This is a genomic window from Agrobacterium sp. CGMCC 11546, assembly GCF_013365515.1.
GTDB lineage: Bacteria > Pseudomonadota > Alphaproteobacteria > Rhizobiales > Rhizobiaceae > Agrobacterium > Agrobacterium fabrum.
The window spans coordinates 1,274,117-1,290,610 of record NZ_CP047388.1; the positions used below are offsets into that span (position 1 = coordinate 1,274,117).

The following is a 16,494-nucleotide window of genomic DNA, read 5'->3' on the forward strand; positions in this document are numbered from 1 at the left end:
ACTCAATATAATGGGTCAACCGACACGCCGTAATAGAGACCTCGGCCGACACGCCCCTGATTGCCCCCCAGCGTAATACCGAAGCCGGCTTCAATTTCCTTCAATATTGTGGCTTTGATGGAGGCGCTGGCCGATGCTTTGTATGTGATGGCGTAGTCTAGATCGGCCTTGAACGCAGAACGCACGATATGTGCATTTTGCTTCTGGCGCTGTTTGCACAGGACATTTCGGCACTTCGGCCCTAGGCTCTTTTCTATGGCTTCGAGTTTGTCGAGGCCATATTCGAGATATTCGATATTGCTGAACTTGATTGTCAGGTTGCTCACATATTGTGCGCTGGTTGAAAATCCGAGTTTTTGCAGGTTGTCTGCGTTGAAGGAAAAATCCTTCTTCCGCCCGAAATCGTTGATTTCGCCCATCCCTTTTTCAGGGCTGCCGGGAAACGTCACGTATTCCGGGGAGCAGATGTAACCAAGCGAGATGTCGTCTTTGTCATTATATCGATTAGTTCTTTTCCAGACGATGTTGCCCGGGCCGTAATTGGTGCTGGGCGGTACTGTCGTGAGATAACCTGCCCTTCTGACAATTTCCCGCGGATTTTCTGAAACGCAGCCGCTTGCGAGAATGGCGACAGCAGACATTGCAATATAAATTTTCATATAAGCCCCCAAAAGAATCACAGTCATGATCTTGGGTGCGCGCGCATTGCGCGTCTACTTATCTGATAATCGCATAGATTGCATTGTCACCCAACTGCTATGCGCGTTGCGACAACGGAGTACAGTCAAGGATTTACCGTGTCGGAACCGGCGTCTCGCCCCGATAGTCGTAGAAGCCGCGACCGGATTTGCGGCCTAGCCAGCCGGCCTCGACATATTTGACCAGTAGCGGGCAGGGGCGGTACTTGCTGTCGGAGAGACCGTCATGCAGCACCTGCATGATCGACAAACAGGTATCGAGACCGATGAAATCGGCAAGTTGCAGCGGACCCATCGGGTGGTTCGCGCCGAGCCGCATGGCGGTATCGATGGCTTCCACCGAACCGACGCCCTCATACAGCGTGTAGATCGCCTCGTTGATCATCGGCAGCAGGATGCGGTTGACGATGAAGGCCGGGAAATCCTCGGCGACGGTGATCGCCTTTTCAAGCGTCCGCACATAGGCTTTCGCCGCGTCGAAGGTTTTTTCGTTGGTGGCGATGCCGCGCACCAGCTCGACCAGTTTCATGACGGGCACCGGGTTCATGAAATGGATGCCCATGAACTGTTCGGGGCGGTCAGTGGCGGAAGCAAGCCGGGTGATGGAAAGTGAAGACGTATTGGTGGCGAGCAGCGCCTCGGGTTTCAAGACCGGGCAGACCTGCGCATAAATCTTGCGCTTGATCTCTTCGTTTTCCGTGGCTGCCTCGATGACGATATCCATCGGCGCCAGATCATTGACGTCGGTCGATCCGCTGATGAGCGCCAGCGCCTGCTTGCGGGCGTCATCGGAAAGCTTGTTGTTGGTCACCTGGCGGGCGAGATTGCCGTTGATCGTGGCAAGGCCGGCCTCGATGCCTTCTTTCGAAAGATCGTAGATGTGGACCCGGTAGCCGGCAATGGCGGAAACATGCGCAATGCCACATCCCATCTGACCGGCTCCGATGACACCGATGTTTTTAAAGGGGGCGGTCATATGCGGTTCTCCCATGTGATGCATCTGCAAATTCGCTGGCGATGTTACGCATATCGCCGAAAAAGAGAAGGCGGCGCGTTCAAAAAACGCGCCGCCTTCATCATGTATTTAAAATCAAAGGGCTTTTTGAAGTTCCGGCAGGGCCTCGAACAGGTCTGCGACGAGACCGTAATCGGCAACCTGGAAAATCGGCGCTTCTTCATCCTTGTTGATGGCGACGATGACCTTCGAATCCTTCATGCCGGCCAGATGCTGGATGGCGCCCGAAATGCCGGCAGCGATGTAAAGCTGCGGCGCAACCACTTTGCCGGTCTGGCCCACCTGCCAGTCGTTCGGCGCGTAACCGGCATCGACGGCCGCGCGGCTGGCACCAACGGCGGCACCGAGCTTGTCGGCGACGGGGAGGATGACTTCCTTGAACTTTTCCGACGAGCCAAGCGCGCGGCCACCGGAGATGATGATCTTCGAAGAGGTCAGTTCCGGACGATCGGAAGAAGCCAGCGCGTCAGAAACGAAGCTGGAGACACCGGGATTTTCAGCAGTAGCGATTGTCTCGACCGATGCCGAACCACCTTCGGCGGCGGCTGCAAAGGCGGTCGGACGCACGGTGATGACCTTCTTGGCGTCGCTTGCCTGCACCGTCTGGATGGCGTTGCCGGCATAGATCGGCCGTTTGAAGGTATCAGGCGATACGACCTCGATGATTTCCGAGACCTGCGCCACGTCGAGAAGCGCTGCCACACGCGGCAGCACGTTCTTGGCGGATGCCGTCGCGGGGGCGATGATGACGTCATAGGAGGGGCTGAGCGAAACGACCAGCGCCGCCAGCGGCTCGGCAAGCGCGTTGGCATAGGAGGCGTCGTCGGCGAGCAGCACCTTGGAGACGCCCGTCAGCTTCGCGGCCGCGTCGGCGGCAGCTTTCGCGCCAGAACCGGCGACCAGCACATGCACGTCGCCGCCGATCTGCGTTGCCGCCGTCAGCGTCTTTGCCGTCAGGTCGGAAAGGGTTGCGTTGTCGTGTTCTGCCAGAAGAAGAATGGCCATAAAAATATCTCCCTTTTCCGAAACCTTAGAGGACGCCGTCGGCTTTGAGCTTTTCGACCAGTTCGGCAACCGAGCCGACCTTGATGCCGGCCTTGCGGCCCGCGGGCTCCTCGGTCTTCAGCACCTTCAGGCGTGGCGAAACATCGACGCCGAAATCGGCCGGAGCCTTTTTGTCGAGCGGCTTCTTTTTTGCCTTCATGATGTTCGGCAGCGAGGCGTAACGCGGCTCGTTCAGACGAAGATCGGTGGTGACGACGGCTGGCAGTTTCAGCTCGACAGTCTGCAGACCGCCATCGACTTCACGGGTAACTGCGACCTTGCCGTCAGCAGGCACGACCTTGGAGGCAAACGTGCCCTGGCCCCAGCCGAGCAGGGCTGCCAGCATCTGGCCGGTCTGGTTCGAATCGTCATCGATCGCCTGCTTGCCGACGATGACGAGACCGGGCTGCTCAGCCTCGGCCACGCCCTTCAGGAGCTTGGCGACGGCGAGCGGCTCGACGGTTTCGTCGGTCTCGATCAGGATGGCGCGGTCGGCGCCCATGGCAAGCGCGGTGCGCAGCGTTTCTTCCGCCTTGGCCGGGCCGATGGAGACGACCACGACCTCTTCGGCTTTGCCGGCTTCCTTCAGGCGAAGGGCCTCTTCCACCGAGATTTCGTCGAACGGGTTCATCGACATCTTCACATTGGCAAGCTCAACGCCAGAACCATCCGACTTCACGCGGATTTTCACGTTGTAGTCGACGACTCGTTTAACGGGGACAAGGATTTTCATCGGCGGCTTTCCTCAAACTCCTGTCCGCGGGGCGGGTAAACCGCGCGGACCTCCAAAAACAGGTGGCGACATGGATAAGCATTTTTCCCGCAAATACAACGGAGCAATCTTCATTATCACATGCACGTAAGGCATATCTTACGTTGACGTTAACGTAAATACTGTATCTCTGACGAGAGGTCTCATCTACCCCCGTCATAGCCCCGTTCGATTTGCGACAACCCTGCCGTTTGCGACGTATTCTTGAACTGCGCCGCCCTCGGCGCAACAATGGTGCGGTCAAACAGGGGAACACCCGGCCTGCGCATGAAAATCACCATGATCGCGCCCGCCAGAATGCCACCCACATGCGCCCCCCAGGAAACGTTTTCCTCCAGCCCCAGCGCCAGCATCAGGAACTGCTGACCGATCCACAGCGCCAGCGGGATGAAGGCGGGCAGGGGAAGTGGAATGCGCATCAGGACCAGCACCCAGACACGTACCCTTGGATGCAGCAGAAAATAGGCCGCAACCACACCGGAGACCGCACCCGATGCACCGATCAGCGGTCCTTCGGAGGTGGGGGCGACAAAGCCGTGAAACAGGGCGCCGGCAATCGCGCAGACGAGGTAGAAGATCAGGAACCGGAAATGGCCGAGCGCATCCTCGACATTGTCGCCGAAGACCCAGAGAAACAGCATGTTGCCGGCAAGATGCCAGAAATCGAGATGTAGGAACGCATAGGTGACAACGGTGAGATCATCAGGCACCACCTGCAGGGCCGGTTCCAGATAGGCGTAATCGAATACCACGGCAGGGATGAAACCGAGGCCGAGCGCTGCGGCGTTGGCTTGCACGTCGCTGGCAAGCACGCCGGTAAACAGCCAGACCAGCACATTGATCACGATCAGGCCGATGGTCACATATTGCAGCCGGATATGTTTGAGGGAATTCGCATCGTGCAGCGGTATGAACATCGAACGCCCTTCGTTTGCGCCATGGACAGGCTTTAGCGGTTCTTGCCGGGAACCCACAATATGTCGGCACGCCCCTCGTCATTGGCGAAGCGGGCGGCGACGAACAGGAAATCGGACAGGCGATTGGCATATTTCAGGGCCGCCGGACTGACGATCTCGTTGTCAGTGACGGAAAGTTCCACCATCAACCTCTCCGCTCGCCGGCAAATGGTGCGCGCCATGTGCAGATTGGCCGCTGCCGCGCTGCCGCCCGGCAGCACGAAGGAGGTGAGCGGTTCAAGGGCGGCATTGAGTTCGTCGATTTCGTTTTCCAGCCGCGTGACCTGGCTTTTAACGATGCGCAACGGCTCATAGGAAAGCGGCTCGCCATTATCAGGCGTGGCGAGATCGGCGCCGAGATCGAAAAGATCGTTCTGGATGCGGAACAGCATGGCATCCAATGTCTCCAGCCCGCTCGTATGAAGCCGCGCGATGCCGATGGCCGAATTGGTTTCGTCGACCGTGCCATAGGCCTCGACGCGAAGATCGTGCTTCAGGCGGCGTGGGCCGGAAACCAGCGCCGTCGTGCCTTTGTCGCCGGTGCGGGTGTAGATCTTGTTCAGCTTCACCATGTCAGCGGCCACCGCCGGTGAGCCAGAGCGTCAGCATGATCAGCACGATGGCGATGGCCTGCAACAGCAGACGCAGCTGCATCAGCTTGTTGGAGCGGTTGGCGTCCTGTCCCTTCAGCATGTTGAAGAGGCCGCGTATCAGCACGATGACGACAAGGCCCATGGCGATAAGGGCCAGAACAGTGGTGAAGCCGGACATTTAGGGGTTACTCCTCCTCAATCGAATCTGCGCAGCAGACGATAGAACAGTCCGGCAGGCAAGAGCCGTTTCAGTAACAGCCCCTGTTTGGCAGGAACGGTGACGGGATAATGCGGTTTCGGCCTGGCGGCGGTCAGGGCATGTTTCAGTACGGCATAAACGGCCTCGGGGCCGAGCTTGTGGCGGTTGACGGGGCCTGAACCATCCATGCGCGCCAGCTGGCGTTTATATTCCGCCGCATGGGCCGAATTTTCCAGATCAATCTTGTCCTTGACGTGGGCAAGGGCCGTTGCCGTGAATTTCGAGGTAATCGGACCGGGTTCGATCAGGCTCACATGAATGCCGCTGCCCTGAAGCTCCATGCGCAGTGTGACGCCCAGCCCCTCAATGGCGAATTTCGATGCCGTATAGGCGCCGCGATAGCGATAGGGCACGAGGCCGAGAATGGAGGAGCAATGCACGATGCGGCCCGAACCACGCTTGCGCATGAAGGGAATGACCCGCCGTGTCAGATCGTGCCAGCCGAAGACATTGGTTTCGAACTGGGCTCTCAGCGCTTCGACAGGCAGGTCTTCCACCGCGCCCGGCTGGCCGTAGGCGCCGTTGTTGAAGAGCGCATCAATGCGGCCGCCGGTCCGGGCTGCAACGGTGTCCACCAGCGCGGCGATGGTTTCCGGCTTGGTGTAATCCATGATCAGGGTTTCGATGCCCTGATTTTCGAGCGCGGCCATGTCGACGATACGCCGCACGGTGGCAAAAACCCGCCAGCCGTCCCGCTGAAGCGCGCCGGCGCAATAGGCGCCGATGCCGGAAGAACATCCGGTGATGATGATGACCGGTTTTTCAGACATGTTCCGCTCCGCCAATGGTCTTTGCGCCAGGTTGCGCCCAGGTTTACAAAATTAAATTGCGCGAAATCCTTTTCGGCAATGGAACCGAAAGCCCGGCCTGCGCGCTGTACAAAGCGAAGCTGACTTCCCATATTCGGGGCGAAGTTACAAATGAAATGCCGATGAATGGAGGTGACATGGTTGCCGCAGTGCGCCTGGCAGGCAAGGTTGCCTTCGATGCCTATTCCCATTTCGCCGAGGATGACGGCTGGGCGATGGCGAGCCATATGGCGCTCTCCATCCTGCTGGCGCTGTTCCCCTTCCTGATCTTCGGTACAGCGCTCGCCGGTTTTCTCGGGGCCGACCAGTTTTCCGAGACGGCGGTGCATCTGATTTTCGATACATGGCCGGAGGCGATCGCGGGGCCGCTGGCGGCGCAGGTGCAGCAGGTGCTGACCATTCCGCGCGGCGGGCTGCTGACGATTTCGGTGCTGGCCGCCGCTTACTTCGCCTCCAACGGTGTCGAGGCGCTGCGCATTTCGCTGAACCGCGCCTATCGTGTCACCGAGACACGCTGGTGGTACGTCACCCGCCTGCTCAGTTTGCTTTACGTGCTGATTGCCGTGGTGGTTTTTACCGGCATCAGCATCGTGCTCGTCGCCGTACCGGTCGCCACCTCCTTTGCCGAGGCGCGATTTCCGTGGCTGACGGATTTGCTGAACACCGTCTCCAGCCTCGGCCTCTATGGCACGATCGTCGTGCTGACGGCGGGGCTGGTGGCTGCGCATCTGTGGTTGCCCGCCGGCAAGCGCCGCATCTGGGATGTCTGGCCCGGCATCCTGCTGACGATGATCTTCTGGGTCATCGGTGCGGCGATCTTCGCCTATTATCTGTCCACCTTCGCCAATTATGCGGCCACCTATGCGGGTCTCGCCTCTGTCATGGTGGTTCTGGTCTTCCTTTATATGGTCGGCGTCATCTTCATGCTCGGCGCGGAGGTGAACGCGGCGCTGATGAAATACAAGGTCCGACAGATCATCCGCCGCAATATCGGCAGCAATGGCGCGCGCCGCGAGCGGGCACTAGACGAGGCCGACAAGCCGGCGGATATCTGAGGGCGCGATACCTTCTGCACGAAGGGCGGCAAGGCCGGTGCTGCCTTCGCTTTTCGAAAGTTTGCGGCCGTCCGCACCGAGGAGCAGCCGGTGATGGTGATAGGTCGGTTGCGGCAGGTCCAGCAGATGCTGAAGCAGCCGGTGAATGGCGGTGGCGTGGAACAGATCCATGCCGCGCACCACATGGGTGATGCCCTGCAGTGCATCATCCACCACAACGGAAAGATGATAGCTCGAAGGCGCGTCGGAACGCGACAGCACCACATCGCCCCAGAGCCCGGGAAGTGCCTCGATGCGTCCCGTCTCGCCATCGCCGCTCTCCTGCCAGAACAGGGGGCTACCGGCGGCGCGGATTGCCTTTTCCATGTCGATACGCCAGGCGTGCTGCCGACCGGAGGCAAGCAGCGCTGCCCGTTCCGCGTCGGGCCTTTCGCGGTCCATGGATGGATAGAGCGGCGCGCCATCCGGATCGTGAGGCCAGAGCCTGCCATCGGCCTCGAAGGCCCTGACGATGGTTTTTGTTTCACCCCGGCTGAGAAAAGCCGGATAGGCAAGGCCCGCGTCGATCAACCTGTCCAGCGACACGCGGTAGGCGTCGAAATGGTCTGATTGACGACGCACCGGTTTTTCCCAGTCGAGACCCAACCAGTCGAGATCATCATAGATCGCCTGCTCCAGTTCCGGTGTGCAGCGGGTCTGGTCGATATCCTCAATGCGCAGCAGGAAGCGGCCGCCATTGTCCTGCGCCATATCATGGTTCAGGAAGGCGGAAAGCGCGTGCCCGAGATGCAGCGGGCCATTCGGGCTTGGTGCAAAACGATAAACCGGTTTTTGACGGAGAGGCGAAGGCATGGTTTCTTCTGCCATGTTTTAAAGTGCCCCGCCAGCCGGCTGGCGGCCTAGGGAATGACCGATATGAAAATCATCACCGGGATGGATGACATCAGCGAAGGGCTGGACCATCTCGCCCGCCTCGATCCTGCGCTCAGCCCCGTCATCGAAAAAGCAGGCCCGCTGGAATTGCGCATTCACGAACCCGGCTTTGCAGGCCTTGCCCATATCGTCGTCTCGCAGATGGTCTCGCGCGCCAGCGCCAATGCCATATGGGCGCGTATCCTTGCCGGTACCGGCGGCGAGGTGACGGCGGAAAATTATCTGGCCGCATCGGAGGAATTGCGCGCCACCTTCGGGCTTTCGCGTGCCAAGGCCACGACGCTGGAAGGTCTGGCGCGGGCCGTCACGGAAGGGCAGGTCGATCTTGACGGCGTGGTGCGCAAGGAGGCGGGTGCTGCCTTTTCCGAGCTGGTGGCGCTTCGTGGTATCGGGCCATGGACGGCGGAGGTCTATCTGATGTTCTGCGGCGGGCACCCGGATATCTTTCCGGTAGGGGATGTGGCGTTGAGATCGGCGGTGGCGCACGCGCTTGATCTGGAGGTGAGGCCGGACGCGAAATGGCTGGCGGAGCGGGCGACGCTCTGGTCGCCATGGCGTTCCGTCGCCGCCCGACTTTTCTGGGGCTATTATGCCAATATCATGCGGCGCGCCATGGTGCCTTTGCCCTGAGCGGGCTGCCTAAAAATCTGCGATCTGGTAGGGCAATGCCCCGCGCGACAGATGATCGAAATGCAGCTTCCGTTTCAACGGCGGCACGGCGCGCTGTACGCAGTCCACCCTCTCGCAGACCCGGCAGGATATGCCGATCGGTTTGAAGGATGCGGCATTGCCGAGATCGAGCGTATCCGCATAAACGAAATTCTGCGCGTGGGAAATTTCGCAGCCAAGTGCGATGGCGTAACGCGGTCTCTCCGTATTGAAACCGGCGCCGGCTTTCTCGATCTGGGTGGCAATGGAAAGATAGCGCACGCCGTCGGGCGTTTCCGCCAGCTGCCGCACGATCCTGTCGGAGCTTTCGAAAGCCTGATGGATATTCCACAGCGGACAGGCCGCGCCGAAACGGGCAAATTGCAGCCGTGTGGCACTGTGGCGTTTGGTGATGTTGCCGGCCCGGTCGATCTTGGCGAAAAAGATCGGCACGCCTTTCATGCCCGGGCGTTGCAGCGTGCTCAGCCGGTGGGCCACCTGTTCGAGGCTCGCGCCGAACCTTACGGCCAGAAGTTCGAGATCATGGCGCAGTTCCTGAGCCGCCCGATGAAATTGGCCATAGGGCAGGATGAGGGCGGCGGCGAAATAATTGTGCAGCCCGATACGACAGATTTCCGCCGCTTCCGCATTGCGGAACCCGGCGCCGGCAAGCACCCTGTCCACCGTCGCGCCGGCATGAAGCTGGGCGATCTGCAACGCAAGCTGAAAACAGCGGGTCGGCGCCGCCATGTAGGAACTGAGGGCGAGCGTCTTGCCGGCGGGATCGAAAAGCCGGATCAGCCCACCCGCGGCCTCGGTGCGGGTGATATGGATGCCGTAGCGGCTGCGCAGATGCGCCGCGAGAATGCCGTAGGTCTCGCCGCCTTCGATCTCCAGTTCCTGCGCCAGCTCCTCGGCCAGAAGATCGATCTCCGCGACGTAATTGTCGACGAAGTGGAAGAAGTCCCGCACTTCCTCATAGGGTGTTCTTTCCACTTGCGCGGTTCCGCGGCCCAGACGGTCATCCAGCTGCACCAGCTGCTCGCTGTTTTGCCGGTAAGCCTGATGGGCGCGCAGCAGCGCATGGGCAAAACCCGGCGCGTTCTGGGCGATCAGCTTCAATTCCTGAAGCCCCGGCTCGTAATTCATAAACAGCGGGTCTTTCAGCGCCTCGCGCACGGCGGAAACCAGCCGGTCGTTTTCGCCGGTCGCCAGTTCCGCCATGTCGAGCTGGAATTTTTCCACCAGCGTCACAAGAACGCTGGCCGAAACCGGGCGCTGGTTGTTTTCGATCTGGTTCAGATAGCTCGCCGAGATGCCCAGCCGTTCGGCAAATTGCGCCTGTGTGGCGCGGGCGTTTTCGCGCAGACCACGCACCTTGCGGCCAATGAAGAGTTTTTCCGTCGCCATGTTGCAACTTTGCAAAATTAAATATTGCAAATATTTATGGCACGCATACGCGCACGATCAAGGCTTCTAGGTGAATGTTTTCTAAGCTATTGATTTTGAGGAAACGCATGGAGGAAACATGCCCGGCATTCTGGAGCAGTTGGAAACGCGGCGACAAGAGGCCCGGCTCGGCGGTGGCGTCAAGCGCATCGAGGCGCAGCATGCGAAGGGCAAGCTGACGGCGCGCGAGCGTATCGATGTGCTATTGGATGAAGGCTCCTTTGAAGAATACGACATGTACGTCACCCACCGGGCGGTGGATTTCGGCATGGCGGAACAAAAGGTGGCGGGCGATGGTGTCGTTACCGGCTGGGGTACCATCAATGGCCGGCAGGTCTATGTGTTTTCTCAGGATTTCACGGTGCTCGGCGGTTCGCTATCAGAAACCCACGCCCAGAAAATCTGCAAGATCATGGATATGGCGGTGCGCAACGGCGCGCCGGTAATCGGCCTCAACGATAGCGGCGGCGCGCGTATTCAGGAGGGGGTCGCCTCGCTCGGCGGTTATGCCGATGTCTTCAAGCGCAATGTTGTCGCCTCCGGCGTCGTGCCGCAGATATCGGTGATCATGGGGCCTTGTGCCGGTGGTGCGGTCTATTCGCCTGCCATGACCGATTTCATCTTCATGGTGCGCGACACCTCTTACATGTTCGTGACCGGGCCGGATGTGGTGAAGACCGTCACCAACGAAATCGTCACCGCGGAAGAGCTGGGCGGAGCCTCCACCCATACGAAAAAATCCTCGGTTGCCGATGGCGCTTATGAAAACGACATCGAGACGCTGGAACATGTGCGGCTGCTGTTCGATTTCCTGCCGCTCAACAATCGCGAAAATCCGCCGGTCCGGCCGTTTCATGACGATCCGGCGCGGCTGGAAGCGCGGCTCGACACGCTGATCCCTGATAGTTCCAACAAGCCCTATGACATGAAGGAACTGATCCACGCGCTGGCCGATGAGGGTGATTTCTTCGAGTTGCAGGAGGCTTTTGCCCGCAACATTATCACCGGCTTCATCCGTCTCGAAGGCCAGACGGTGGGTGTCGTCGCCAACCAGCCGATGGTGCTGGCCGGCTGCCTTGATATCGACAGTTCGCGCAAGGCCGCCCGTTTCGTGCGCTTCTGCGATGCCTTCAACATTCCGCTGCTGACGCTGGTGGATGTGCCGGGTTTCCTGCCGGGAACGGCGCAGGAATATGGCGGCGTTATCAAGCACGGCGCGAAACTTCTCTTCGCCTATTCGGAAGCGACGGTGCCGATGGTGACGCTGATCACCCGCAAGGCCTATGGCGGTGCTTATGACGTGATGGCCTCGAAACATATCGGTGCGGATGTCAATTACGCCTGGCCAACAGCGGAAATCGCCGTCATGGGGGCGAAGGGGGCAGCGGAAATCCTTTATCGTTCCGAGCTTGCCGATCCCGAGAAGATTGCTGCGCGTACAAAAGAATATGAGGAGCGTTTCGCCAATCCTTTCGTGGCGGCAGAGCGCGGTTTCATCGATGAGGTGATCATGCCGCATTCCTCGCGTCGCCGCATCGCCCGTGCGTTCGCGTCGCTGCGTAACAAGAGTGTCGAAACCCGCTGGAAGAAACACGATACTATTCCGCTCTGATCCCGCTGCGGGGCTGGAAAAATGCTTCGGCCACCTTACTATATTGATGTTCAGGCGCCCGGATGTCCGGATGTCCTCCCGAAACGAACAAGGACACATTTTCATGGCCGAAAATTCCTCCGCCGATAATTTCCCCGCCGGATATGAACCGCCCAAGGTCTGGACCTGGGACAAGGGCAATGGCGGTCAGTTCGCCAATATCAACCGCCCGATCGCCGGTCCCACCCATGACAAGGAACTGCCTGTTGGCAAGCACCCGCTGCAGCTTTATTCGCTGGCGACGCCGAATGGCCAGAAGGTCTCGATCATGCTGGAAGAATTGCTGGCCGCCGGCCACAAGGGCGCAGACTATGATGCGTGGCTGATCAAGATCGGCGAAGGCGACCAGTTCGGCTCCGGTTTCGTCGGCGTCAATCCGAACTCCAAAATCCCGGCACTGATGGATCATTCGACGCCTGAGCCGACGCGCGTTTTCGAGAGCGGCTCGATCCTCGTTTATCTCGCGGAAAAATTCGGCGCTTTCCTGCCGAAAGAGGGCAATGCCCGCACGCAGGCGCTGAACTGGCTGTTCTGGCAGATGGGCTCCGCCCCCTTCCTCGGCGGCGGTTTCGGCCATTTTTATGCCTATGCGCCGATCAAGATCAAATATGCGATCGACCGTTACGCCATGGAAGTCAAACGTCAGCTTGATGTGCTGGACCGGCACCTCGCCGACAACCGTTATCTGGCCGGTGACGAATACACGATCGCCGACATGGCCGTCTGGCCGTGGTATGGCAAGATCGCGCTCGGCCAGGCCTATGGCGATGCCGGTGCTTTCCTGGAAGCAGACGGCTATAAGAACCTCATGCGCTGGACGCTTGAAATCGGCGAACGCCCGGCGGTCAAGCGTGGCGTGATCGTCAACAAAACCTCGGGCGACCCATCCGAACAATTGCATGAACGCCATGATGCTTCTGACTTCGACACGAAGACACAGGACAAGATCGGTAAGGCATAACGACAAGACTAGAGCGCTTCTGGTTTTCATGGGACCATGGAAGCGCTCTAATCATTTGAACGACGCATTTTCCGCAGGTAAAGGCGAAGCCGCTTTTACTGGAAATACTTTTCGAAGGATAAAACATGGCGAACCTGCCCGAAATGACCAAACACAAGGGGTTTCCCTCCGGCATGCCGAGCACGGGCGTCCAATTCACCATCCGCCGGGCCAACCCCAAAGGGGTAACGCCCGTCAAGATGATACCCCGCAGGGCACGCGACGACTCCAAGGAACATCGCATCGATGCCGCCTTCCTGCATTCGCTCTGGCACCATTTCGGTCCGGAACCGTTCGAGCGCGGCAATCTGGACGCTGCCCGCTTAAGCCTGCTGTTCGGCCGTGAGGTCGTGGCGGCCGAAAAGAATTTCGATCCGCTTTCCTATCAGGCGATGCTTGTCATCGACGAGCGCGTCGCCCGGCAGAACTTCCCGGAATCCTTCGAGAATTTTTTCGAGATTTGAAGGGTGGCCATCCACCAGCGGGGAATGAAATTCGATGTCGACGGCGACCAGTAAGTTCCTGAGTTATGTTCTGCGCCATGCGCCTGAAAGTATTGGCCTTGTCCTGGATTCTCAGGGTTGGGCGGATGTCGCAGACCTGCTGGCAAAAGCCAATGCGAGTGGCACGCCGCTCGATGAGGCAGGCTTGCGTGCAGTCGTCGCAGAAAGTGACAAGAAGCGCTTCACGCTGTCGGAAGATGGTCGCCGCATCCGGGCCGCGCAGGGGCATTCGGTGAAGGTCGATCTTGGCCAGCCGCCAGTCGAGCCGCCGCCGCAATTGTTTCACGGTACGGCGACCCGTTTCCTCGAACCCATCCTGCGGGAAGGCCTGCGCCCGGGGGAAAGACAACAAGTTCATCTTTCCGCTGACCGGACGACCGCGCTTGCTGTCGGGCAACGGCATGGAAAGCCTGTGGTCCTGATTGTCGATGCCGGTCAGATGTTTGCGGATGGTTGCCGTTTCTACCTGGCCGATAACGGCGTTTGGCTGACGGATGCCGTGCCATTTTCGTATCTGACCGTGTCTGCGGATTCCTCAGCGGAAAACGACAGGTGACGGCGTGAAGTTTGATAATGGGGGAGGGAGGCGAAATGGGTGTCGGCATATTTCAGATCGATATGGATTGGCTGCATCGCTGGCTGCGGCACCGGCGTGGCCCTGGCTCCGGTAAGACATCCGGCAACCGTAATCTGAAACCCAGGCTGACACCGGCGGCCGCGCAGCAAGATCATCGACAGATGCTGTGCTTCATGACGCTCAATGCAGCGGTTGGTGTTTTGATCGGTATCTGCGTTGGTGCGGCACTGATATTTCTCGATATTGGCGGTTTGGGTGCGCGGATCGGCCGTGCCGCAAGTCCTTTCGTGCCCTTGCTGCTGGTCGTCGTGCCCATCGCGTCCCTGTTCGGCGCGGCGGCCGCTGCGTCGGCGATCTTGCTGATGCCCTATGAGAAGAAGTTCCGCGACGATGACGACGATGCGAGGGGAGAATAACCGCATGATCAAGAAAATCCTCATCGCCAATCGCGGCGAGATCGCCTGCCGGGTGATCAAGACGGCGAAGAAGATGGGCATCGCCACCGTTGCGGTCTATTCGGATGCGGATGCCAATGCGCTGCATGTGAAAATGGCGGATGAAGCTGTTCATATCGGTCCAGCGCCCTCGTCGCAGTCCTATATAGTCATCGATAAAATCCTTGAGGCGATTCAGAAGACCGGGGCGGATGCGGTCCATCCCGGTTATGGTTTCCTGTCTGAAAATGCCGCCTTCGCTCAGGCGCTAGAGAAGGTAGGCGTTGTATTCATCGGCCCGCCCGTTGGTGCGATCGAGGCCATGGGTGACAAGATCACCTCCAAGAAGCTAGCGGCGGAAGCCGGCGTTTCCACCGTGCCCGGCCATATGGGGCTGATCGAGGATGCGGATGAGGCGGTGAGGATCGCGTCGCAGATCGGTTATCCCGTGATGATCAAGGCCTCGGCCGGCGGCGGCGGTAAGGGGATGCGCATCGCCTTCAACGATGCCGAGGCGCGGGAAGGCTTCCAGTCCTCGAAGAACGAGGCGAAATCCTCCTTTGGCGATGACCGTATCTTCATCGAAAAATTCGTCACCCAGCCGCGCCATATTGAAATTCAGGTGTTGGGCGACAAGCACGGCACCATTCTTTATCTCGGTGAGCGCGAATGCTCGATCCAGCGCCGCAACCAGAAAGTCATCGAGGAAGCACCGTCGCCGTTTCTGGATGAGGCAACACGAAAAGCCATGGGCGAAGAGGCCGTGGCGCTGGCGAGAGCTGTCGGCTACCATTCGGCTGGCACGGTGGAATTCATCGTTGATGGCGAGCGCAATTTCTATTTCCTCGAAATGAACACCCGCCTGCAGGTGGAACATCCGGTGACGGAGCTTGTCACCGGCATTGATCTGGTCGAGCAGATGATCCGTGTGGCATCGGGCGAAAAACTCTCTCTCGCGCAGGGGGATGTGAAGCTGAACGGCTGGGCGATCGAAAGCCGGCTTTATGCCGAAGACCCCTATCGCAACTTCCTGCCCTCCATTGGCCGGCTGACGCGTTATCGCCCACCGGGAGAGGGTGCACAGGACAGTGGCACCGTCATCCGCAATGATACCGGCGTTTTCGAAGGCGGCGAAATCTCGATGTATTACGATCCGATGATCGCCAAGCTGTGCAGCTGGGGCAAGGATCGGGAGACCGCCATCGATGCCATGGGAGAGGCGCTGGATCGTTTCGAGGTTGAGGGTATTGGCCACAATTTGCCGTTCCTGTCCGCCGTCATGCAACATGAACGTTTTCGCTCCGGCCGGCTGACGACAGGCTTTATCGCGGAAGAATTTCCGGAAGGCTTTTCCGGGATCGAGCCGGACGAGACCGCTGCACGCAAGCTTTCCGCCATTGCCGCCATCGTCAATCAACGCTTGCAGAGCCGCGCGGTCGAAATTTCCGGCACCATCGGCAATCATCGCCGCGTCGTCGGCCATGACTGGATGGTTTCGTTTGGCGCGTTCCGCCACGGGATCAGCGTTGAAACCAGTGCGGATGGCACAGCGGTCTGTTTTGAAGATGGGACGACCTTGGCCATTGATACCGGCTGGCGTCCCGGCCAGAGCCTTGGCCTCTTCACGGTGGCGGGCGAGGTCATCGCTGCCAAGGTGGATCTTGCCGGCGCAGCGGTTCGCCTGCGCTGGCGCGGCATGGATATTCTTGCCCGGGTGCGCAGCCCGCGCCTGGCGGAACTGGCGCTGCTGATGCCGGAAAAACTGCCGCCGGATACCTCGAAACTGCTGCTCTGCCCGATGCCGGGCGTCATTACCGGCATTTCGGTGGGTGAGGGCGACGAGGTGGAGGCCGGCCAGGCGCTGGCGACGGTGGAGGCCATGAAGATGGAAAACATCCTGCGCGCGGAAAAACGTGGTCGCGTTGTAAGAGTGGCGGCAAAACCGGGCGACAGCCTCGCGGTGGATGAGGTCATCCTCGAATTCGAGTGACGGCCGCCGCCGTTTCTTCGGAACGCATGCGGGCCGCAGCGGTTTACGGGCAGTGGGTGGATCGTTCGATTTTCGTCATGATCGCCCGTCATAATGCTGAAATGGAAT

General features: G+C 59.4%; 18 protein-coding genes. 8 read left to right on the forward strand and 10 right to left on the reverse strand.

Features of this window, described 5'->3' with window-relative positions; all coding sequences use genetic code 11:
- Nucleotides 1–2: 2 nt before the first annotated feature.
- The 8 genes from GSF67_RS20460 to GSF67_RS20495 all read right to left on the reverse strand — a co-directional run bounded on the left by GSF67_RS20460 (nt 3) and on the right by GSF67_RS20495 (nt 6,107).
- Entirely contained in the window at nt 3–659 is a 657-nt protein-coding gene (locus GSF67_RS20460) for a hypothetical protein (protein WP_176072077.1), read from the reverse strand.
- Between the two features lie 133 nt (nt 660–792).
- Nucleotides 793–1,674 (reverse strand): 3-hydroxybutyryl-CoA dehydrogenase, encoded by an 882-nt coding sequence (locus GSF67_RS20465; protein ID WP_006316158.1) that lies wholly within the window; start codon nt 1,672–1,674, stop codon nt 793–795.
- A 114-nt stretch (nt 1,675–1,788) separates the two neighbouring features.
- Nucleotides 1,789–2,718, reverse strand: coding sequence for an electron transfer flavoprotein subunit alpha/FixB family protein (locus GSF67_RS20470; protein WP_128822062.1), 930 nt, complete (start codon nt 2,716–2,718; stop codon nt 1,789–1,791).
- A 25-nt stretch (nt 2,719–2,743) separates the two neighbouring features.
- Nucleotides 2,744–3,490 carry an electron transfer flavoprotein subunit beta/FixA family protein gene (locus GSF67_RS20475; protein WP_010973172.1) on the reverse strand — a complete coding sequence of 249 codons (747 nt, stop codon included), beginning with the start codon at nt 3,488–3,490 and terminating at the stop codon, nt 2,744–2,746.
- Nucleotides 3,491–3,672: 182 nt separating this feature from the next.
- Nucleotides 3,673–4,446: a rhomboid family intramembrane serine protease gene (locus tag GSF67_RS20480; RefSeq protein WP_006315576.1), complete on the reverse strand. Its 774-nt coding sequence runs from the start codon at nt 4,444–4,446 to the stop codon at nt 3,673–3,675.
- 32 nt (nt 4,447–4,478) lie between these two features.
- Entirely contained in the window at nt 4,479–5,057 is a 579-nt protein-coding gene (locus tag GSF67_RS20485) for a cob(I)yrinic acid a,c-diamide adenosyltransferase (RefSeq protein WP_006315577.1), read from the reverse strand.
- Between the two features lies 1 nt (nt 5,058).
- Nucleotides 5,059–5,256: a twin transmembrane helix small protein gene (locus tag GSF67_RS20490; RefSeq protein ID WP_006315578.1), complete on the reverse strand. Its 198-nt coding sequence runs from the start codon at nt 5,254–5,256 to the stop codon at nt 5,059–5,061.
- A 17-nt stretch (nt 5,257–5,273) separates the two neighbouring features.
- The gene (locus tag GSF67_RS20495; RefSeq protein WP_006315579.1) at nt 5,274–6,107 is read right to left on the reverse strand and encodes an SDR family oxidoreductase; all 834 of its coding nucleotides are present in this window, start codon (nt 6,105–6,107) and stop codon (nt 5,274–5,276) included.
- Nucleotides 6,108–6,283: 176 nt separating this feature from the next.
- On the opposite strand from GSF67_RS20495, the gene GSF67_RS20500 reads away from it, so the two are divergent.
- The gene (locus GSF67_RS20500; RefSeq protein WP_035216462.1) at nt 6,284–7,201 is read left to right on the forward strand and encodes a YihY/virulence factor BrkB family protein; all 918 of its coding nucleotides are present in this window, start codon (nt 6,284–6,286) and stop codon (nt 7,199–7,201) included.
- On the opposite strand, the gene gluQRS is transcribed toward GSF67_RS20500, so the two are convergent.
- The gene (gene gluQRS / locus GSF67_RS20505; RefSeq protein ID WP_006315581.1) at nt 7,169–8,068 is read right to left on the reverse strand and encodes a tRNA glutamyl-Q(34) synthetase GluQRS; all 900 of its coding nucleotides are present in this window, start codon (nt 8,066–8,068) and stop codon (nt 7,169–7,171) included. The genes GSF67_RS20500 and gluQRS overlap by 33 nt on opposite strands.
- A gap of 39 nt (nt 8,069–8,107) precedes the next feature.
- Here gluQRS and GSF67_RS20510 point away from each other — a divergent pair, with 39 nt between their 5' ends.
- Nucleotides 8,108–8,764 carry a DNA-3-methyladenine glycosylase gene (locus GSF67_RS20510; protein WP_006315582.1) on the forward strand — a complete coding sequence of 219 codons (657 nt, stop codon included), beginning with the start codon at nt 8,108–8,110 and terminating at the stop codon, nt 8,762–8,764.
- A 9-nt stretch (nt 8,765–8,773) separates the two neighbouring features.
- Here the strand turns inward: GSF67_RS20510 and GSF67_RS20515 are convergent, their stop codons facing one another.
- Nucleotides 8,774–10,192: a short-chain fatty acyl-CoA regulator family protein gene (locus GSF67_RS20515; protein ID WP_006315583.1), complete on the reverse strand. Its 1,419-nt coding sequence runs from the start codon at nt 10,190–10,192 to the stop codon at nt 8,774–8,776.
- Between the two features lie 118 nt (nt 10,193–10,310).
- Between GSF67_RS20515 and GSF67_RS20520 the strand changes: the two genes are divergently transcribed.
- From GSF67_RS20520 to GSF67_RS20545, 6 genes are all read left to right on the forward strand, one after another.
- On the forward strand, nt 10,311–11,843 hold the full coding sequence (locus GSF67_RS20520; RefSeq protein ID WP_006315584.1) for an acyl-CoA carboxylase subunit beta: 1,533 nt from the start codon (nt 10,311–10,313) through the stop codon (nt 11,841–11,843).
- A 103-nt stretch (nt 11,844–11,946) separates the two neighbouring features.
- A complete protein-coding gene (gene yghU / locus GSF67_RS20525) occupies nt 11,947–12,843 on the forward strand; it encodes a glutathione-dependent disulfide-bond oxidoreductase (RefSeq protein ID WP_035216465.1) in 897 nt (298 codons plus the stop codon).
- Between the two features lie 125 nt (nt 12,844–12,968).
- Nucleotides 12,969–13,346, forward strand: coding sequence for a hypothetical protein (locus tag GSF67_RS20530; RefSeq protein ID WP_006315586.1), 378 nt, complete (start codon nt 12,969–12,971; stop codon nt 13,344–13,346).
- A gap of 34 nt (nt 13,347–13,380) precedes the next feature.
- Nucleotides 13,381–13,941, forward strand: coding sequence for an RNA 2'-phosphotransferase (locus tag GSF67_RS20535; RefSeq protein WP_006315587.1), 561 nt, complete (start codon nt 13,381–13,383; stop codon nt 13,939–13,941).
- Between the two features lie 35 nt (nt 13,942–13,976).
- On the forward strand, nt 13,977–14,378 hold the full coding sequence (locus tag GSF67_RS20540) for a hypothetical protein (protein ID WP_006315588.1): 402 nt from the start codon (nt 13,977–13,979) through the stop codon (nt 14,376–14,378).
- 4 nt (nt 14,379–14,382) lie between these two features.
- A complete protein-coding gene (locus GSF67_RS20545) occupies nt 14,383–16,386 on the forward strand; it encodes an acetyl/propionyl/methylcrotonyl-CoA carboxylase subunit alpha (protein WP_006315589.1) in 2,004 nt (667 codons plus the stop codon).
- Nucleotides 16,387–16,494: the final 108 nt, after the last annotated feature.

Bases quoted from the DNA above. Each gene is read 5' to 3' on its own strand.
- GSF67_RS20460 (WP_176072077.1), bottom strand. From the start codon at position 659: ATGAAAATTTATATTGCAATGTCTGCTGTCGCCATTCTCGCAAGCGGC.
- GSF67_RS20465 (WP_006316158.1), bottom strand. From the start codon at position 1,674: ATGACCGCCCCCTTTAAAAACATCGGTGTCATCGGAGCCGGTCAGATG.
- GSF67_RS20470 (WP_128822062.1), bottom strand. From the start codon at position 2,718: ATGGCCATTCTTCTTCTGGCAGAACACGACAACGCAACCCTTTCCGAC.
- GSF67_RS20475 (WP_010973172.1), bottom strand. From the start codon at position 3,490: ATGAAAATCCTTGTCCCCGTTAAACGAGTCGTCGACTACAACGTGAAA.
- GSF67_RS20480 (WP_006315576.1), bottom strand. From the start codon at position 4,446: ATGTTCATACCGCTGCACGATGCGAATTCCCTCAAACATATCCGGCTG.
- GSF67_RS20485 (WP_006315577.1), bottom strand. From the start codon at position 5,057: ATGGTGAAGCTGAACAAGATCTACACCCGCACCGGCGACAAAGGCACG.
- GSF67_RS20490 (WP_006315578.1), bottom strand. From the start codon at position 5,256: ATGTCCGGCTTCACCACTGTTCTGGCCCTTATCGCCATGGGCCTTGTC.
- GSF67_RS20495 (WP_006315579.1), bottom strand. From the start codon at position 6,107: ATGTCTGAAAAACCGGTCATCATCATCACCGGATGTTCTTCCGGCATC.
- GSF67_RS20500 (WP_035216462.1), top strand. From the start codon at position 6,284: ATGGTTGCCGCAGTGCGCCTGGCAGGCAAGGTTGCCTTCGATGCCTAT.
- gluQRS (WP_006315581.1), bottom strand. From the start codon at position 8,068: ATGGCAGAAGAAACCATGCCTTCGCCTCTCCGTCAAAAACCGGTTTAT.
- GSF67_RS20510 (WP_006315582.1), top strand. From the start codon at position 8,108: ATGACCGATATGAAAATCATCACCGGGATGGATGACATCAGCGAAGGG.
- GSF67_RS20515 (WP_006315583.1), bottom strand. From the start codon at position 10,192: ATGGCGACGGAAAAACTCTTCATTGGCCGCAAGGTGCGTGGTCTGCGC.
- GSF67_RS20520 (WP_006315584.1), top strand. From the start codon at position 10,311: ATGCCCGGCATTCTGGAGCAGTTGGAAACGCGGCGACAAGAGGCCCGG.
- yghU (WP_035216465.1), top strand. From the start codon at position 11,947: ATGGCCGAAAATTCCTCCGCCGATAATTTCCCCGCCGGATATGAACCG.
- GSF67_RS20530 (WP_006315586.1), top strand. From the start codon at position 12,969: ATGGCGAACCTGCCCGAAATGACCAAACACAAGGGGTTTCCCTCCGGC.
- GSF67_RS20535 (WP_006315587.1), top strand. From the start codon at position 13,381: ATGTCGACGGCGACCAGTAAGTTCCTGAGTTATGTTCTGCGCCATGCG.
- GSF67_RS20540 (WP_006315588.1), top strand. From the start codon at position 13,977: ATGGGTGTCGGCATATTTCAGATCGATATGGATTGGCTGCATCGCTGG.
- GSF67_RS20545 (WP_006315589.1), top strand. From the start codon at position 14,383: ATGATCAAGAAAATCCTCATCGCCAATCGCGGCGAGATCGCCTGCCGG.